The organism is Streptomyces sp. NPDC029674 (genome assembly GCF_044903205.1).
Lineage (GTDB): Bacteria > Actinomycetota > Actinomycetes > Streptomycetales > Streptomycetaceae > Streptomyces.
The window spans coordinates 52,924-70,274 of record NZ_JBJDPY010000009.1 but is presented as its reverse complement, the minus strand read 5'-3'; the positions used below and the strand labels follow the sequence as shown (position 1 = coordinate 70,274).

17 protein-coding genes are annotated in these 17,351 nt (G+C 71.7%); 7 read left to right on the top strand and 10 right to left on the bottom strand.

Annotation, left to right across the window (positions count from 1 at the left end):
* Positions 1-190 precede the first annotated feature (190 nt).
* The 7 genes from ACI2L3_RS22250 to ACI2L3_RS22220 form a co-directional block, all read right to left on the bottom strand.
* Positions 191-1,810, bottom strand: a complete 1,620-nt coding sequence (locus ACI2L3_RS22250) for a dipeptide ABC transporter ATP-binding protein (RefSeq protein ID WP_404754113.1) — start codon at positions 1,808-1,810, stop codon at positions 191-193.
* Complete coding sequence (locus ACI2L3_RS22245; protein ID WP_404754112.1) at positions 1,807-2,796, bottom strand: ABC transporter permease; 990 nt, start codon at positions 2,794-2,796, stop codon at positions 1,807-1,809. Before ACI2L3_RS22245 ends, ACI2L3_RS22250 begins: the two co-directional genes overlap by 4 nt.
* Positions 2,793-3,719, bottom strand: a complete 927-nt coding sequence (locus ACI2L3_RS22240; protein ID WP_404754111.1) for an ABC transporter permease — start codon at positions 3,717-3,719, stop codon at positions 2,793-2,795. Before ACI2L3_RS22240 ends, ACI2L3_RS22245 begins: the two co-directional genes overlap by 4 nt.
* A gap of 2 nt (positions 3,720-3,721) precedes the next feature.
* A complete protein-coding gene (locus ACI2L3_RS22235; RefSeq protein WP_404754110.1) occupies positions 3,722-5,440 on the bottom strand; it encodes an ABC transporter substrate-binding protein in 1,719 nt (572 codons plus the stop codon).
* Positions 5,441-5,585: 145 nt separating this feature from the next.
* Positions 5,586-5,678 (bottom strand): Ms4533A family Cys-rich leader peptide, encoded by a 93-nt coding sequence (locus tag ACI2L3_RS22230; RefSeq protein ID WP_404754109.1) that lies wholly within the window; start codon positions 5,676-5,678, stop codon positions 5,586-5,588.
* Between the two features lie 81 nt (positions 5,679-5,759).
* The gene (locus ACI2L3_RS22225) at positions 5,760-7,157 is read right to left on the bottom strand and encodes a DUF3152 domain-containing protein (RefSeq protein ID WP_404754108.1); all 1,398 of its coding nucleotides are present in this window, start codon (positions 7,155-7,157) and stop codon (positions 5,760-5,762) included.
* An 8-nt stretch (positions 7,158-7,165) separates the two neighbouring features.
* Positions 7,166-8,167 (bottom strand): alpha/beta fold hydrolase, encoded by a 1,002-nt coding sequence (locus ACI2L3_RS22220; RefSeq protein ID WP_404754107.1) that lies wholly within the window; start codon positions 8,165-8,167, stop codon positions 7,166-7,168.
* A 216-nt stretch (positions 8,168-8,383) separates the two neighbouring features.
* On the opposite strand from ACI2L3_RS22220, the gene ACI2L3_RS22215 reads away from it, so the two are divergent.
* From ACI2L3_RS22215 to ACI2L3_RS22200, 4 genes are all read left to right on the top strand, one after another.
* Complete coding sequence (locus tag ACI2L3_RS22215) at positions 8,384-8,602, top strand: hypothetical protein (RefSeq protein ID WP_404754106.1); 219 nt, start codon at positions 8,384-8,386, stop codon at positions 8,600-8,602.
* A 169-nt stretch (positions 8,603-8,771) separates the two neighbouring features.
* A complete protein-coding gene (locus tag ACI2L3_RS22210) occupies positions 8,772-9,413 on the top strand; it encodes a TetR/AcrR family transcriptional regulator (RefSeq protein WP_404754105.1) in 642 nt (213 codons plus the stop codon).
* Positions 9,414-9,565: 152 nt separating this feature from the next.
* On the top strand, positions 9,566-9,793 hold the full coding sequence (locus ACI2L3_RS22205) for a DUF3107 domain-containing protein (RefSeq protein ID WP_055565193.1): 228 nt from the start codon (positions 9,566-9,568) through the stop codon (positions 9,791-9,793).
* A 201-nt stretch (positions 9,794-9,994) separates the two neighbouring features.
* The gene (locus tag ACI2L3_RS22200; protein WP_404754104.1) at positions 9,995-10,264 is read left to right on the top strand and encodes a hypothetical protein; all 270 of its coding nucleotides are present in this window, start codon (positions 9,995-9,997) and stop codon (positions 10,262-10,264) included.
* Between the two features lie 87 nt (positions 10,265-10,351).
* Here ACI2L3_RS22200 and ACI2L3_RS22195 read toward each other — a convergent pair whose 3' ends face one another.
* On the bottom strand, positions 10,352-11,089 hold the full coding sequence (locus tag ACI2L3_RS22195; protein ID WP_404754103.1) for a ferritin-like fold-containing protein: 738 nt from the start codon (positions 11,087-11,089) through the stop codon (positions 10,352-10,354).
* Between the two features lie 463 nt (positions 11,090-11,552).
* Here ACI2L3_RS22195 and ACI2L3_RS22190 point away from each other — a divergent pair, with 463 nt between their 5' ends.
* Together ACI2L3_RS22190 and ACI2L3_RS22185 are read left to right on the top strand one after the other, a co-directional pair.
* A complete protein-coding gene (locus ACI2L3_RS22190; RefSeq protein WP_404754102.1) occupies positions 11,553-14,051 on the top strand; it encodes a DEAD/DEAH box helicase in 2,499 nt (832 codons plus the stop codon).
* Positions 14,052-14,293: 242 nt separating this feature from the next.
* On the top strand, positions 14,294-15,175 hold the full coding sequence (locus ACI2L3_RS22185; RefSeq protein ID WP_404754101.1) for an alpha/beta fold hydrolase: 882 nt from the start codon (positions 14,294-14,296) through the stop codon (positions 15,173-15,175).
* Positions 15,176-15,222: 47 nt separating this feature from the next.
* Here ACI2L3_RS22185 and ACI2L3_RS22180 read toward each other — a convergent pair whose 3' ends face one another.
* A complete protein-coding gene (locus tag ACI2L3_RS22180; RefSeq protein WP_404754100.1) occupies positions 15,223-16,116 on the bottom strand; it encodes an NYN domain-containing protein in 894 nt (297 codons plus the stop codon).
* Positions 16,117-16,336: 220 nt separating this feature from the next.
* Here ACI2L3_RS22180 and ACI2L3_RS22175 point away from each other — a divergent pair, with 220 nt between their 5' ends.
* Entirely contained in the window at positions 16,337-16,489 is a 153-nt protein-coding gene (locus tag ACI2L3_RS22175; RefSeq protein ID WP_167359504.1) for a hypothetical protein, read from the top strand.
* A gap of 85 nt (positions 16,490-16,574) precedes the next feature.
* Here the strand turns inward: ACI2L3_RS22175 and ACI2L3_RS22170 are convergent, their stop codons facing one another.
* A complete protein-coding gene (locus ACI2L3_RS22170; protein ID WP_404754099.1) occupies positions 16,575-17,180 on the bottom strand; it encodes a MarC family protein in 606 nt (201 codons plus the stop codon).
* Positions 17,181-17,351: the final 171 nt, after the last annotated feature.

The window sequence follows — 17,351 nt, the reverse complement described above, 5'->3', positions numbered from 1 at the left end:
GGTCCGGGGGTGGGGGGCGGGGGGGGGGGGGGGGGGGGGGGGGGGGGTGTGTGGGGTTGGGGGGGGGGGGGGGGGGGGGGGGGGCCCCCCCCCCCCCCCCACCAGAAGGGGTGAACGGCAGTAACTTTCTCGCGCCGGTAGCGTTCCGTCGCGCTATAGGGCCGCGCAAGCCCCTTTTCGTTACCGAGAGTCAGGCTGCGGCCAGCTCCCTGCGCGCCTCCCTGCGCCGCGCCGCCGCCTCCGGGTCGAGCGCGGGCACGGCGGCGAGCAGCCGCCGCGTGTACGGGTCCCGGGGCGAGCCGTAGACCTCGTCCACGGTTCCGTACTCCACGATCCGCCCCTGGCGCATCACCGCGACCCGGTCGCTGACCTGGCGCACCACGGCGAGATCGTGTGCGACGAAGACGAGGGCGAGCCCGAGCTCCCGCTGCAACTCGGCCAGCAGCGCAGTCACTTGGGCCTGTGTCGTCACGTCGAGCGCCGACACCGGCTCGTCACACACGATGATCCTCGGCTCGCCGGCGAGGGCCCGCGCGATGCCGACGCGCTGACGCTGTCCGCCGCTGAACTCGTGCGGGTAGCGGTCGTAGTGTGCCGGGTCGAGACCGACGCGCTCCAGGAGTTCGCGCACCCTCCTCCGTACGAAGGAGTCGTCCTCGCCCCGCGCGCGCAGCGGATCGGCGACGGACTCGCCGATGGACCGCCGCGGGTTGAGCGAGGAGACGGGGTCCTGGAACACCATCTGCACACCGGGAACCACCCCGCCGCCGGGCCGCCCCTCCGCACCCTCGCCCCCGTACCGGAGGCGCCCCGCGCTCGGCTCCAGGAGCCCCACCAGCATCCGTCCGAGCGTCGTCTTGCCGCTGCCGCTCTCGCCGACCACACCGAGCGTCTCCCCACGGCGGACGGTGAGGGACACGTCGTCGACCGCGGTGACCGCCCGCCTGCCGCGTCCGAACTCCTTGCGCAGTCCGACCGCTTCGAGGACGACCTCGCCGCCCTGGCGCGCCGGAGCGGTCCGCGGCGCGTCCACCCGTGGTACCGCTCCGAGGAGCTTCTGGGTGTACGCCTCACGGGGCGCCCCGAGGACGTCCCGCACCGCACCCCGCTCCACCGCTCGACCGCCCCGCATCACCAGGACCTCGTCGACGCTCTCCGCCGCGACGCCGACGTCGTGGGTGACCAGGAGCAGCCCCATGCCGGTCTCTTCCCGCAGCGTGTGCAGCAGGTCGAGGATCTGGGCCTGGACGGTGACGTCGAGCGCGGTGGTCGGCTCGTCGGCGATCAGGAGCGCGGGCTCGCACGCCAACGCCATGGCGATGAGGGTGCGTTGCCGCATGCCGCCGCTGAATTCGTGCGGGCGCGCGCGGGAGCGGCGTGCGGCGTCGGGGATGCCGACCCGGTCGAGCACCCGCACGGCACGCGCGCGTGCCTCCCGCCGGGACGCGCCCGTGTGCACCCGGTGGACCTCGGCGATCTGGTCGCCCACCGCGTAGTACGGGTCGAGGGCGGAGAGCGGATCCTGGAAGACCATCGCCGCCCTGCCGCCGCGCAGCCGCCGCAGCTCCGCCTCCGAGGCCGCCTGTACGTCGATGCCGTCGACCCGCACCGATCCGCCGACCTGCGCGCCCGTGCCCCGGTGGAGCCCGAGCAGCGCGGACGCCACGGTGGACTTGCCCGACCCCGACTCGCCGACGAGGGCGAGTGCGCCGCCCGCCTCCAGGGAGAAGGACACGCCGTCCACGGCGCGCACGGCATGCTCCCCGGACCTGAACTCCACGCTCAGGTCCCGCACGCGTACAAGGCTCATGACAGCACCACCCGTCGGTCGGCCACCGCGTACAGGACGTCTGCGACGGCATTGGCGAGCACTACGAAGAAGCCGGTCACCATGACCATCCCGACGACCACCGGCAGGTCGACGACCTTGACCGCGTGCACGAGCTCGCGCCCGAGACCCGGCAGGCCGAACAGCGTCTCGCTGAGCACGGCGCCCCCGAACATCGACCCGAAGTCGTTGGCGGTCAGCGCGATGACGGGTGCGACGGCGCCGCGCAGGGCGTGCTTCCCGATGATCGACCGCTCCCCCACGCCGTACGCGCGGAAGGTCCGTACGTGGTCGTCGGCGAGGGTCTCCAGCATCGAGGAGCGGGTCAGGCGCGCGTACTTGGCGGCTTCGATCAGGGCGAGCGACAGCCATGGCAGGAGCAGGTTCCACGCCCACTGGGTCGGGTCGTCCGCGAAGTCGACGTACTGCGGGAAGGGCAGCCACTGGAGCTGTCCGCAGACCACGATCATCAGCAGCAGGCCGATGACGAAGACGGGTGTGGCGGTGCCCGCGAGCGTGACGGCGGTCAGCACGCGCTCGCCGAGCCGGCCGCGCCGCCAGGCGGAGAGCACGCCGGTGCCGACGCCGAGGAGCAGCCACAGCACCATGGCGCCCAGCGCGAGCGACGCCGTGACCGGCAGCTTCGCCATGATCAGCGCGGTGACCTGCTGGTCGCTCTGGTAGGAGATCCCGAGGCAGGGCGCGGCGCAGTGTTCGGTGCCGGTGCCGGTCGAGTAGTCGTGGCCGACGACGATGCCCTGGAGGAACTCCCAGTAGCGGACGTACAGCGGATCGTCGAGCCGCAACTGCTCGGCGACCTGCTGCACTTGGGCGGGTGAGCAGCGGGGGCCGCAGGTGATCTGGGCGACGTTGCCCGGTGCGGCGTAGAACACCGCGTAGACGATCACGGAGATGGCGAGGAGCGTGACGGCCGCGCCGACGGCGCGCCGGGCGAGGAAGCCGGTCATGCCCTGGCCTCCCGCTTCCGGCCGGTCCCGATCCGCAGCCGCGACTCGGCCCGCGGGTCGAGGGCCGTGCGCACGCCGTCGCCGAGGACGGTGAGCGCGAGCACGGTGACGAACAGCGCGCCCGCCGGGTAGAGCAGGTACTGCGGTGCGGCCTGGTACCAGACGTCCGCGGCGGTGAGCATCTGTCCCCATGAGGGTGTCGGCGGTTTCACGCCGACGCCGAGGAAGGAGAGCGCGGCCTCGACCGTGATGTTGGTGGGGACGAGCAGTGCTGCGTAGGTGATGACGGGTGCGGCGAGGGCGGGCAGCAGTTCGCGGCGGGCGATCCGCACGGAGCCCCAGCCGCTGAGCCGCGCGGCGGCCACGTGGTCGAGCTCCTTGAGCGTCATGGTCTGCGCGCGCACGAGCTTGGCGACGCCGCCCCAGGCGATGAGGCCGATGACGAGGGCGACGAGCACGGGCCGCGGGAACCCGCCGGGCACCACCGCCAGCAGCGCGAGCGCGAGGACCATGAGCGGCAGCGCCACGATGACCTCGGTGGCCCTGCCGAGCACCTGGTCGACCCAGCGGCTGCCGAACCCGGCGGCGATCCCGACCGCGACCCCGATGAACACCTGGACGACGGTCGCGGCGAGCGCGACGCCGAGCGAGACCCGGGCCCCGTACACGAGCCTGGCGAAGAGGTCGCGGCCGGTCTGCGGCTCGACGCCGAGCCAGTGCTCGCCGCTGATCCCGCCGAACGGGCCGACCGGCACGCCACCGCGCGCCGAGTCGATGAGGTCCGGGTGGTACGTGGTGGGGTCCTGCCCCTCCAGGGCGGTGAGCAGCGGCGCGGCGAGCGCCACGAGGACGAGCAGCGCGACGACGCCCGCCGCGACGAGGGCGGCGCGCTGCTCGCGCAGCCGCTGCCAGAAGATCGACACGACTACTTCACCGCGACCTGGGAGACGTCGAGCACACCGGTCCAGTCACTGATGACGACGTTCTTGACGTCCTTGCCGTACAGCCGCTTGTAGACCGGGTGGAAGAGCGGCACGGTCAGCGCCTTCTCGCCGATCTTCTTGTCGAGGGCGCCCCAGCGCTTGGCGGCGGCTTCGAGATCGGTCAGCTTGTTGATCTCGTCGATCTCGTCGTTGACGGACTTGTCGTTCAGGAACCCGGAGTTGAAGTTGGCGCCGTCCTTCACGATCTGCCGGCCGTCGAAGATCGGGGCGAGGAAGGGGCCACCGGAGGGCCAGTCGGCACCCCAGTGGGCGAGGAAGAGGCCGGGCTCGTCCTTGGCGCTGTGCGTCTTGTCGCTGTAGTCGTTCTCCTCAAGCCCCTGCAGCTTGACGGTGATCCCGGCCTTCTTGAGCGCGTCCTGGATGGCGGTGGCGATCTCGGGGCTGGTCTCGAAGTCCTTGGCGTTGGAATGCGTGAGCGTGATGGTGAGCCCGTCCTTGTGACCGGCTTCCTTCAGGAGCTCACGGGCCTTCTTCGGGTTGCCCGACGGGCCCGCCGGGAAGTGGTCGTATTTCGTGTATCCGAAGGACTTCTGGTTCGGCAGGTACGTGGTGGCGGGCTCGGCGAGCGAGGAGCCGCCCGCCGCGTTGACGACCGACGAGCGGTCCACGGCGTACGAGATGGCCTGGCGCACCTTCGGGTCGTCGAACGGCTTCACCTTGGGGTTGAAGGCGAGGTAGTTCGTGTAGCCGAAGTGTCCGGTGCCGACGTGCGAGGCGAGTTCCTTGTCGCCGGTGACCTTGGCGAGTTCGGCCGGGCCGAGGTTGGTGTCGGTGGTGACGGCGGCGGCGTCCGCGCCCTGGCTCGCGGAGAGCCGCTGGTTGATGACGGACGAGTCGAGCCCGGACCGTACGTCGATGACGTCGGGGTAGGCCTTCCGCTCCCGGTCGTTCTTCGCGGACCAGTGCGGGTTGCGCTCCAGGCGCAGCCGCTCACCGTCGTTCTCGTTCTCGACGACCTTGTACGGGCCCGAAGAGAGCGGGTGCTCCTCGTACTTGGTGCCCTTGTCCTTGCTCTTCGGCACCGGCGCGAACGACGTCTGGGTGGCCACGTAGTCGAAATCACCCACGGGCTTGTTCAGATGGAAGACGATCGTCCGCTCGTCCGGCGTCTCGACCGAGTCCAGGCCGCCCTTGCTCTTGTACGGTCCTTCGTAGTCGGCGCCCCCGATCAGCCAGTCCCTCAAGAAGGGTGCGCCGCCGGACAGTTCGGCGGCGAACGACCGCTCGATGCCGTACTTGATGTCGGCGGTCGTGATCGGCGAGCCGTCCTCGTACTTGAGCCCCTTCTTCAGGGTGTACGTCCACACGGTGGCGTTCTTGCTCGGCTTGCCCAGGCCCGTGGCGAGGTCGGGGACGACCTCCGTGCCCTTGGCGCCGTCCTCGCGGTTGCGGGTGGTCAGCGTGCGGAAGACGAGGCTCGGCACGTTGCCGCCGCCGGAGGTGTAGAGCCGGGCGGGGTCGAAGTCGGCCTGCGGGTCGCGGTTGAGGACGGTGAGCGTGCCGCCCTTGGCGGGTTTGCCGGAGCCGCCGCTTCCGGCGTCGCCGTCCTTCGGGCCCGCGCAGGCGACGACGCCCGAGGCCAGGACCAGGCTGACGGATACCGCTGCCACGCGGCGGGATATGACGGACGAATGACGCATCGGAAAGAGACCTCTCGGGGTGCGAAGGTGAAATGGGAGCGACAGGGCTCACCCCGGGAAAGGTGCGGGAAACGACGGCATACGGCTGCTCAGGAAGATGTCATCCGAAAGCCGGGAAAAAGCGACGCACTCGCCGGGGCGGGCGTCAGCAACAGTGAATGTCGGCCACGCAGAGCGCGGTCACGCCGAACAGCGCCAGCTCAAGGGCGGCGCTCGACGGGGCGTGACGGTTCGACATGCGGAGAAATATGAACGAACTTCCGACGGATGTCAAAGCGGCGCCCGTCGGCCGCGGGCACCGACCCGCTCACCGGCGGACTCAACTCTTGGGAAAAGCCCAGGGGTTGGCCTTGCACTTGATCCCGTCGTGGTTGAGGAACTTCGTCTGCTGCTGCATGACGGGCGCGAGGCCGCCGTCCTTCGTGCAGTCCGTGTGGTTGAAGCCGAGCCGGTGCCCCACCTCGTGATTGATCAGCATCTGCCGGTACGGGAAGATGGCGCTGCCGTACTCCTTCTGGACGGCGTCGCCATAGGTCTTCGCGCCCTGCGCCCACCGATAAGCGTTGATCATCACGCGTTCCGTCGCCGCGGAATCGCACGACACATTGTCCTGAGTCGTGTCGAGACCGGATTTCGCGCACCAGGCCGCGGTCGTTCCCGGGCTCGCGAGCGTAATGACGAAATCGGGCTTCCCCGACGAAATCCGCTCGAAAGTGCGGGCCCCGGCATGGGCCCAGCTCCGGTCGTCGTTCAGGGTTTTCTGCACGGCCTGCGCGAAGAGCCCGCCGTCCAGACCGAGCCCCTTCTCCACATCGACGCGATAGCGGAACAGCCGCCCCTTGCCGGGCGCCTTCTCAAATCCGGGGATGGCCTCGAAGTCGCCGGACGCCTTGAGTTTCGCGTCCATCGGATTCTTCTCGCCCATCTTCTGCTCGTACGTCGCCGGGGGCTCGTCCTTCTTCGCCTCGGCGGGCGTCGGCCTGCGGTCCGAGCGGGAGGCGGGGTCGTCCGTGTCACGGGTGCCGCCCGGGGCGGCCTTGGTCCGCGTGTCCGCGCCCTTCCCGCCGCCGGCGAGCTGACCCGCCACGATGACCCCGAGGACGCCGGTCACGGCGGCGGCCACGGCGACACCGGCGACCGTACGGCGCCGGCCGCCCTTCTTGCCGCCCCTGCCTCCGCCGTCGTCGGCCGGCTCCGGGACGGCGTCCCAGTCGGTGACGGAGGCGTACGGGTCGCGGGGGCGCGGCGGCCGCGCGGCCGGCTCCCCCGTGCCAACGGGGTCGCCCTCGTCGTCGGGGAACGCGGCCACGTAGTCCTGGCGGGGCCCGGGAAGGCCGCGGCCACGCCGGATCCGGGGCCCGCGACCTGTGCCGGGGTCGGCGTTGGTGCTGGCGCCGGTGCCGGTGCCGGTGGCGTCGCCCCAGCCGCCGCCGGGCTCCCGCTGCTCGGGGTGCCCGCCACGGACGTGCGGCACTCCGTGGGGCGGGGTCTGGGACGGGACGGACCGGGCCGCTCCGTCAACAGGAGGGACAGGGGTTCCGTGAGCAGGGGTTCCGTGAGCAGGAGTTCCGTGCGCAGGGGTTTCGTCCGCCGCTCCCCGCCTGCGCCGCCCCGTACCGGGCGCGGCCTGCGGGCCCGTGCCGTGCGAAACGGGTGTGCCCGAGGTGCTGCTGTTGTCAGTCGCTTCTGCCGGATCGCGGCGGCTGTGACGTCCCACGCGCCGCCTCAGCTCCCCGCGCCCGCGCGCGAGCCCTCGCGGCCCACGACGCTCAACTCGCCCGTGTCGACGAGCAGTTCACGGAAGGCGATCGCCACGCTCTCGGGGTACTCCATCATCGCGACGTGGCCCGCGTCGGGGAGCGTGAGCAGCCGCGAGTCGCGGAAGGCGGCGGCCGCCCGGCGTGCCATGCGGAACGAGACGAGCAGGTCCCGGCCGCCGTAGACGAGCAGGGTCGGCGCGAGCACCCGCTCGGCCTGCCGCCACAGCCCGTGCTGGCCGCCGAGCGTGTACGCGTTCACGATGCCGCGCGCGGTGCGCGTCATCGCGTCCCAGAAGTAGGGGAGCTGGAGCCTGCGCTCCATCTCGCGGACCGCCGCGCTGAAACCTTCCGGCGTGACCTTCGCCGGGTCGCCGTAACAGAGGCCCATGACGCCGCGCACCCGCTGCTCGGCCGTCCACTCCTTGGTGAGCCGGGTGAAGAGGGCGGCGACGCCCGGCACCGCGAGCAGCCCCGTCGGCACCGCGGTGCGCTGCACGCGCAGCTCCGGCAGGGCGGGCGAGACCAGCGTCAGCGTGCGGACCAGGTCGGGGCGGACCGCGGCGACGCGCGTCGTGATGGCGCCGCCCAGCGAGTTCCCGAAGAGGTGGACGGGGCCGCGGCCGCGCGCGTCCAGGTAGCGGATGACCGCGCGCGCGTGCGCCGTGATCGAGTAGTCGCCGTCGTCCGGTGGCGGGGAGTCCCCGAACCCCGGCAGGTCGATCGCCTCGCAGTCGACGATGTCCGTCAGCTGCGGCATCAGGGCCGACCAGTTCTGCGAGGAGCCGCCGAGCCCGTGCACGAACAGCGCGGGCGGCAGTCCGGGGCCGGTCGAGGGCCGGGAGCGCACGGTCAGCGAGAGGCCGGACAGGCCCACCGAGTCGAGCCGCTCCCCCTCCGCGACCGCCACGGCACCCGGCTTGGGCGCGGCGGCGGAGGCCAGCAGGTTCGGCAGCTCGGTCGAAGACATGCGGCAATGTTACGAGACGATCACGCGGTAGTTCACGTGTTCGCTGTCACAGACCGCACACGGATCGCGTAGCGCCCCCTCCGGGTCTCTTCTAGGCTCGAAAGAGGCCCGCGAAGAGCGCCGTGAAGAGTCATAAAAAGAAAGTCATGGAAAGAGGGGGTACAGGGCACTCGCCCCACCAAGGCCACGAAACACCGCGAGGGAAGAGAGCCGTACATGAGTGTCGACCCCAGTGACCCGGACACCTTCGAGACCGACGACGCCGCGGCCGAGCCCGACGTCGAGGCCCCGGAGGCGGACGCGGCGGAGCAGCAGACCGACCTCGCCCCCAGCCGGGACGATTCCCTCAAAGGGGCCGATCCGGCCGTCGCCAACGAGGCGGACCTGGCGGAGCAGGCCCGGGTCGTGACCCTCGACGAGGACGACTACCGCTGAGCGGCCGGGCGACCGGCGATAGCGGTTTGCCCCGCTATACGCCGTTGGACAGCCCTTCTGCGGTCGTCCACTCCGTGAAATTCTGCGTTCGCACCGCGCACATCACTGTTACCGAAAAGTACGATGGCGGCGCGGCGCTCACCGCACATCGGACCATTTGGGAGGCGGCGTGACAGCCATCGAGCAGACAGAGGCGGCGCGCCCGCGGGGCACACGGCTGCCGCGCCGTGCCCGACGCAACCAGCTCCTGGGGGCGGCCCAGGAAGTGTTCGTCGCGCAGGGTTACCACGCCGCGGCGATGGACGACATCGCCGAGCGCGCCGGCGTCAGCAAGCCCGTGCTCTACCAGCACTTCCCGGGCAAGCTCGACCTCTACCTGGCCCTGCTCGACCAGCACTGCGAGTCGCTCCTGCAGTCCGTGCGCACGGCGCTGGCGTCCACCACGGACAACAAGCTCCGCGTCGCCGCGACGATGGACGCCTACTTCGCGTACGTCGAGGACGAGGGCGGCGCCTTCCGCCTGGTCTTCGAGTCGGACCTGACGAACGAGTCGGCGGTGCGCGAGCGCGTGGACCGCGTCACGCTCCAGTGCGCGGAGGCGATCTGCGAGGTGATCGCGGAGGACACCGGCCTGCCCAGGGACGAGGCGATGCTCCTCGCCGTCGGCCTCGGCGGGTACTCCCAGGTCGTCGCGCGGTACTGGCTGGCCAGCGACAGCACGGTGCCCCGCGAGAAGGCGGTCCAGCTGATCACGTCGCTCGCCTGGCGCGGCATCGCGGGGTTCCCGCTGCACGGCACGGAAGGCCACTGAAACCGGCCACCGAGCCCTCGCGCTTCTGTTCCTGTCCCGTGTTCGCTACCGGCGTGCACGGCCGCGGCCGATCCCGTCCCCTCACCGGGCTAATGTGTGCTGGGTACGGCGCGGACGGCCGCGCACAGACTGACCGTCGGAGGGACAAAGCCGTGGAGGTCAAGATCGGCGTGCAGTACGCGCCCCGCGAGATCGTGCTGGAGAGCGGCCAGAGCGCCGAGGAAGTCGAGCACGCGGTGTCCGAGGCGCTGACCGGCAAGTCGCCGCTGCTGAGCCTCGTGGACGACCACGGCCGCAAGGTCCTGGTTCCGGCCGACCGCCTCGCGTACGTGGAGCTGGGCGAGCCGACCGCGCGCAAGGTGGGATTCAGCGCCCTGTAGGGCGCCCTGGTGAAGCTTGACGGAACGGCCCGGCGGTCACCAACCGCCGGGCCGTTCTCATGCGTTGTACGTGGGGACTTCGCACGTGGGACCCCGTACGTGGGGACCTCGCGTCACCCGATCATGGAGGGTTGCATTCCGGCAGCCCGGGGTAGACCGGCTACGACCGATTTGCACCTGGCCGCGAGGGAGGGCACCACCGTGATTCTGGAAGCACTCGGCTCCACACTGCTCGGACTGGCCCTGGCCTGGGCCACCGCGCACCGCTTCGGGCACCGGCTGCCCACCCGCAGCCTGGTCCTGTCGACGGGCCCCGCGGGCGCCCTCATCGGCGCCTTCATCACTCACATGGCGCTGGGCCCGGACCACGCCCCGGCGACACTCCTGGGAGCAGTGGCCGTCTCCGCGGCCCTGCTGTCCCTCCTGCTCCGCCCGACCAACAACAGACTGCGCCGCTCGGCAACGGCGTAAGGGCCCCGGAGGGGCCTGACAGGGGCGCGGGGAACTGCGCGACCAGCCACAGCGGACCCGCAGCGGACCGCCGCCCCCACCGCCCAGCTAGGCCGCGAGGCCCAGCGCAGCCATCCGCTTGGTGTGCGCCTCGGTGATCCGCGAGAACATCCGCCCCACCTCGGCCAGGTCGAACCCGTCGGCCACGCCCCCGACCAGCATGGTCGACAGCGCGTCCCGGTCCGCGACCACCCGCTGCGACTGCGACAGCGCCTCACCCATCAGCCGCCGCGCCCACAGCGCGAGCCGCCCGCCCACGCGCGGGTCCGCCTCGATCGCGGCGCGCACCTTCTCCACGGCGAAGCTCGCGTGGCCCGTGTCGTCGAGGACGCCGAGGACGAGCTCACGCGTATCGGAGTCGAGCCGGGCCGCGACCTCGCGGTAGAAGTCACTGGCGATCGAGTCGCCGACGTACGCCTTGACGAGGCCTTCCAGCCAGTCGGACGGCGCGGTCTGGCGGTGGAAGCCGTCGAGCGCGGCGACGAACGGCTCCATCGCCTCGGTCGGCTCCGCGCCGATCGCCGAAAGCCGGTCCCGCAACTGCTCGAAATGGTGGAATTCCGCCGACGCCATCTTCGCGAGCTCCGCCTTGTCGCCGAGCGTCGGCGCAAGCTTCGCGTCCTCCGCGAGCCGCTCGAAGGCCGCGAGCTCCCCGTAGGCCAGCGCGCCGAGCAGGTCCACGACCGCGGCGCGGTACTGGGGCTCGGTGGAAGCTTTCGCCCAGTCCTGGGCGGCGATCCCGGTGGGTTCGGCGGCGGATTCAGCGGCGGTGTCAGGCGTCTCCATGAAGCGCACAATAGCCCGCCTGCCGGAACACGTAAGGCCCTGGTCAGTGACTGTGACGACCACCATGTGACCAATTCGCCGGACACACATGCGAGATTTAGCGGTACAGTGGTAATGCGCCCGCCGAATATTCGACGGGCCGTACGAATGAGGATGCCCGGTCGGTGGCCCGATCGGCTCCGACCCGACAGCCCTCCGGGCGGTGCGCACTGGATGCGTACGGCACGAGGAGGGAACCTCAGCGGTAAGAGCGCTCGAGCGCCGGCAGTGGTCCCGCGCCCCCGGCACGCCCCCCAGCGTCCGGCGGTAGTGGCACGGTCACGACCCCCTGCGTTCGCCTCACGCCGCGTCTCACAGAAGAGGCATAGCCCTGACTACGACTTTCCGAGAGCTCGGGATTCTTCCCGAGACGGCCGAGGCGCTCGAAGCCGTCGGCATCATCAATCCCTTTCCCATCCAGGAGATGACGCTCCCCGTCGCCCTTTCGGGCACGGACGTCATCGGCCAGGCCAAGACCGGCACCGGCAAGACGCTCGGCTTCGGTCTCCCGCTCCTCGAGCGCGTGATCGTCCCCGCCGACGTCGAGGCGGGCCGCGCCACCCCCGAGCAGCTGACCGAGGCGCCGCAGGCGCTCATCGTCGTCCCCACCCGCGAGCTCTGCCAGCAGGTGACGAACGACCTGCTGACCGCCGGCAAGGCGCGCAACATCCGCGTGCTCGCCATATACGGCGGCCGTGCCTACGAGCCGCAGGTCGAGGCCCTCAAGAAGGGCATCGACGTCGTCGTCGGCACCCCCGGCCGCCTGCTCGACCTCGCGGGCCAGCGCAAGCTCGACCTCAAGCACGTCAAGTGCCTGGTCCTCGACGAGGCCGACGAGATGCTCGACCTGGGCTTCCTGCCCGACGTCGAGAAGATCATCAACATGCTTCCGGCGAAGCGCCAGACGATGCTGTTCTCGGCGACCATGCCGGGCGCCGTCATCGGCCTCGCCCGTCGCTACATGTCGCAGCCCACCCACATCCGCGCCACCGCGCCGGACGACGAGGGCCAGACCGTCGCCAACACGAAGCAGTTCGTGTACCGCGCGCACAACATGGACAAGCCCGAGATGGTCTCGCGCATCCTCCAGGCCGAGGGTCGCGGGCTCGCGATGATCTTCTGCCGTACGAAGCGGACGGCCGCCGACATCGCCGAGCAGCTCGAGAAGCGCGGTTTCGCCTCGGGCGCCGTCCACGGCGACCTCGGCCAGGGCGCGCGCGAGCAGGCCCTGCGCGCGTTCCGCAACGGCAAGGTGGACGTGCTCGTCTGCACGGACGTCGCCGCGCGCGGCATCGACGTCGGTGGCGTCACGCACGTCATCAACTACCAGTCCCCCGAGGACGAGAAGACGTACCTGCACCGCATCGGCCGCACCGGCCGCGCGGGCGCCAAGGGCATCGCGATCACGCTGGTCGACTGGGACGACATCCCGCGCTGGCAGCTGATCAACAAGGCGCTGGACCTGGGCCTCAGCGACCCGGTCGAGACGTACTCCAGCTCCCCGCACCTGTACGAGGAGCTGAACATCCCGGCGGGCACCAAGGGTGTCCTGCCGCGTGGCGAGCGGACCCGTGCGGGTCTGGGCGCGGAGCAGGTCGAGGACCTCGGCGAGACCGGTGGGCGCGGCCGTGGTGGCCGTTCCGGCGGTGGTCGTACGCAGGATCGCGACCGTGACCGTGGCCGGGACCGCGACCGTGGCCAGGACCGGGACCGTTCGGGCCCGGCGGCCGCCGAGGGTGAGCGCCCTGCGCGCACGCCGCGTCGCCGCCGCCGTACGCGAGCGGGCAGCCCCCTCGACGCGACGGCGACCGCGACGGCCACTGCCACCGCGGCTGCCGCTCCGGTGACCGAGGCCGCCCCGGCAGCCGCCGAGGCGACCGAGCCCCGCACCCCGCGCCGCCGTCGGCGGACGCGTGCCGGTGCGGCTCCGGAGGCCGTGGTCACGCCCACGGCCGAGGCGGAGGCTCCGGCCCCCGTCGCCGAGGCGGATGCCCCGGCGACGAAGCCGCGCCGCCGCACCCGCAGGGCCGCGGAGCAGACGTCCGAGGTAGCGGCGGTCGTACCCGAGACCGTCGCGCCCGAGGCTGTGCTCCCCGAGGCCGAGGCCGAGGCGGAGAAGCCGAGGCGTCGCACGCGCAAGGCCGCGGAGCAGGCCCCCGAGGCCGTCACGCCGGACGCCGAGGCCGAGAAGCCCAAGCGCCGTACGCGCAAGACGGCGGCGGCCAAGGCCGACGAAGCGGCCGTGCCGGAGGCCGAGGCGGAGAAGCCGAAGCGTCGCACGCGCAAGGCCGCCGAGCAGGCCCCCGAGGCCGTCACGCCCGACGCCGAGGCCGAGAAGCCGAAGCGTCGCACGCGCAAGGCCGCGGAGCAGGCTCCTGAGGCCGCCGCGCCGGACGCCGAGGCCGAGAAGCCGAAGCGCCGCACCCGCAAGGCCGCGGAGCGGGCCCCCGAGGCCGTTACGCCGGACGCCGACGCCGAGGCTGAGAAGCCCAAGCGCCGCACCCGCAAGACCGCGGCGGCCAAGGCCGACGAGGCAGCCGTGCCGGAGGCCGAGGCGGAGAAGCCCAAGCGCCGCACCCGGAAGGCCGCGGAGCAGGCTCCTGAGGCCGCCGCGCCGGACGCCGAGGCCGAGAAGCCGAAGCGCCGCACGCGCAAGGCCGCCGAGCAGGCCCCCGAGGCCACCGCGCCCGACGCCGAGGCCGAGAAGCCCAAGCGCCGCACCCGCAAGACCGCGGCAGCCAAGGCCGTCGACACCGTCGAGGCCGGGATCCCGGCCCAGGCGACGGAGGAGCCCCAGCCCCGCCGTCGTACGCGCAAGGCCGCGGCCGCCCCGGTGGACGCGGCCGAAGCCGAGGCAGCCGCCCCGGCGCCGCGCCGCCGCACGCGCAAGAAGGCGGAGCCGGTGGAGACCGCGGAGAGCTGACGCTCCCGGTCCCCGCACCACGCCCGCCACACCGAAGGCCCGCCCCCACCCGGGGCGGGCCTTCGCACGTTCCCACTCCCCACCGCCCCGACGCGTCTCCGTACCGGCCAAGTCGGACCACCCAGGGGCGCGGGGAACTGCGCGACCAGCCCCCACCGACTCGCAGAACGATCACCACCCCCGCCCACACCCACCGCCACCGCCACCGCCACCGCGCCCGACGAACCCGTTAGCCTCGGCTCATGAGCAGGCCCCCCACCTTCGTCCCGCCCCCGTGCGCCGCCGCGCGCGTCCTCCGTACTGCCCGTGGTGACTTCGCCGTGCTCGACGCGGTGCCGGCGGCGGGTGTCCGGCGCAGGGGGACCGTCCTCATGCTTCCCGGGTTCACCGGCAGCAAAGAGGACTTCATCGCCCTCCTGGAGCCGCTCACGGAGGCCGGTTACCGGGCGGTGACCGTGGACGGGCGCGGACAGTACGAGACGCCGGGTCCGGAGGACGAACAGGCTTACGCTCAGGACGAGTTGGCCCGCGACGTGCTGGCCCAGGCGGCGGCCCTGGGCGACGGCCCCCCGCACCTCCTGGGGCACTCCCTCGGCGGTCAGATCGCCCGTGCCGCCGTGCTGCTCGACCCCGGCGCCTTCGCCAGCCTCACCCTGATGTCGTCGGGGCCCGCCGCGATCGCCCCCGTACAGCAGCAGCGCGCCAAGATGCTGGCGGACGCCGTCACGGCGCTGTCCATGGCCGAGGTGTGGCAGGCGATGCAGGCCATGGAGCCGCCGCCGCCTCAGGACGCCCAGACGCGGGGCGAGGATCGGCCTGGCGACGGCGGGGACGACAGTGAGGCGTTGCGGGCCCGCTGGCTGCGGCACAGCCCCGCCCAGCTCATCGCCACCGGCAGGCAGCTGTCCAACGAACCGGACCGCGTGGCCGAGCTCGCCGCCCTGCCGCTGCCCAAGCACGTGATCTCGGGCGAGCGCGACGACACCTGGGCCGTCCCGCTCCTGGACGACATGGCGCACCGCCTGCGGGCCCACCGCACGGTGATCCGCGGCGCCGAGCACTCCCCCAACACCGACCGCCCCGAGGAGACGGCGACGGCCCTGATCGACTTCTGGAACCGGTAGGACCGCACCGCGGGGCCCGCGGTCACGGACCTCAGGGGCCACAGACCTCAGTACTGCGCCTGCAAGTGCTCCCAGAATCCGTCCCGCAGCGCCCTGCGCAGGTCGGACTGGCCGCGCAGCGAGTACTGGAGCAGCCGCTCCGCCTCCACCAGGAGGTCCTGGTCCACCGAGCCGGGCAGGTACGGGTGCCCGGGCAGCAGGCCCACCAGCGCCTCACGCCCCCGCGCCCCGAGCCACTTCGCGGCGATCTGCGCGCCGACGAAGCGGACGTCGTCGCGGGAGGGGCGGTGCGCGGCCGTACCCGCCTCGTACGACGGGACGACGCGCCCCGTGACGTACGGCTTGAAGAAGTCGAGGTCGAACGTGCGCTGGCTGTCGACCTCCCACAGCAGCGGCTCCGCCTGATTGCGGCCGTCGGGCGCCTCGACGCCCCACAGGTGGACCCGCGCGCCGTACCCCTGCGCCGCCTCGACCGCCGAGACGAGGTCCTCGTCGCCGCCGATGAGCGCCGCGTCGCTGATGGCGCGGTGCCTGGCCAGGGACTCCAGGTCGCTGCGGATCAGCGAGTCGACGCCCTTCTGCTGGTTGTTGGCGTTGAGGTTGCCGAGCCTGACCTTGACGTCGGGGAGCTCGGCGATCGACTGCTGCTCGGTCGTGTGGATGCGGCGCCTGGCGCCGTCGTACCAGTAGACGCGGAGCAGCCTGCTGTCCGCGAAGATCGTGCGGGCCTTGTCGATGAGCGCCTCGATGAGGCCCTCCGCGTCGAGGTCGAAGGCCCGCCGGTCCTCGGTCCCCGCGACGAGGCGGCCCGCCGCGGCGTACAGATACCCGGCGTCGACGAAGATCGCGTGCGTGGACGGGGTCTTCGCCACCTCGGCGAGCACGCGCTCGAGCAGGCCGTTGATGCGCTCCAGGTGAGCGCTGAGGTCGGCGTCGTTCATATCGGTCCCAGTCTCCCGCCCGTCACGCTGCGAACACAACCGCTCTCGCTACCCGCAAGTAATTAGGTACTCGAAAAATTTCTTTAGCGTAGGGAATGTTTGCACGAGGCAACTCGTTGTACCCGTCAGGAAGACAGCGCGAGACAGCGCAGGACTCCGGTACGCGACAACTCAGCAGTTCTCCTTGCAGGAGGATGACCAGACGAAGGGAGAAGCCTTCATGCGCTTCGAGATCATGCGACTCGACGACGTCGACGGCACCGCCGTGGACAGCACCGTCGTGGACGCCGCCTCCGTCAATCGGATCGTGCAGCAGGCCGCAGCGATCGGCCAGCGCATCTACATCCGACCGGCCGACACCTCGGCCTCGTAACGCAGACGTCGCAGGGCCCCCGTACGCAAGCCGTACGGGGGCCCTTCGTGTGTCCGGGGCCGCTGAGGGCCGGCGCTCACGGCACTCAGCCGCCCTTGATCACCTGCGTGACGCCGTTGATGATCTGCTGCACCGCGATCGCGGAGAGCATCATGCCCGCGAGCCGCGTCACGAGCACCACGCCGCCGTCCTTGATGACCCGGATGATCAGCAGCGAGTACCGCATCACCAGCCACAGCACCACGTGCATGGCCACGATCGCCGCCCAGACGGAGAGCTGGGTACCGACACTGTCCGCGTCCTGGACGGCCAGGATCACGGAGACGATCGCGCCGGGACCCGCGAGCAGCGGCATGCCGAGCGGCACCAGCGCGACGTTGACGTCCTTGGTCTGCTTCGGCTCGTCGGTCTTGCCGGTGAGCAGGTCGAGCGCGATGAGGAGCAGCAGCAGACCGCCCGCGATCATCAGCGCGGGGACGGAGACATGCAGGTAGTCGAGGATCTGGTGGCCCACGAGGCCGAAGACCGCGATCACGCCGAAGGCGACGCACACGGCCTGGAAGGCCATCCGCTGCTGCACCTTGGCGGGGCGGCCCGCGGTCAGACCGAGGAAGATCGGGGTGATCCCAGGGGGGTCCATAATCACGAAAAGCGTGAGAAAGAGGGATCCGAAAACGGCAACGTCGAACACAGTGATGGCCTTGCAGAGAGTCGTACGAGGAGCGACCGCCGCCACGGGACAGTGGAGCGCGGTGAAATGGAGTGCGGTGGAGTGAGGTGCCGCGCCGTGCCGTGAGGCACGGTTCTGGCAGAGGCCGGCAGCCGGGACAGCCTGCGTGGGCCCGCGGCCCGCAGGACCGCG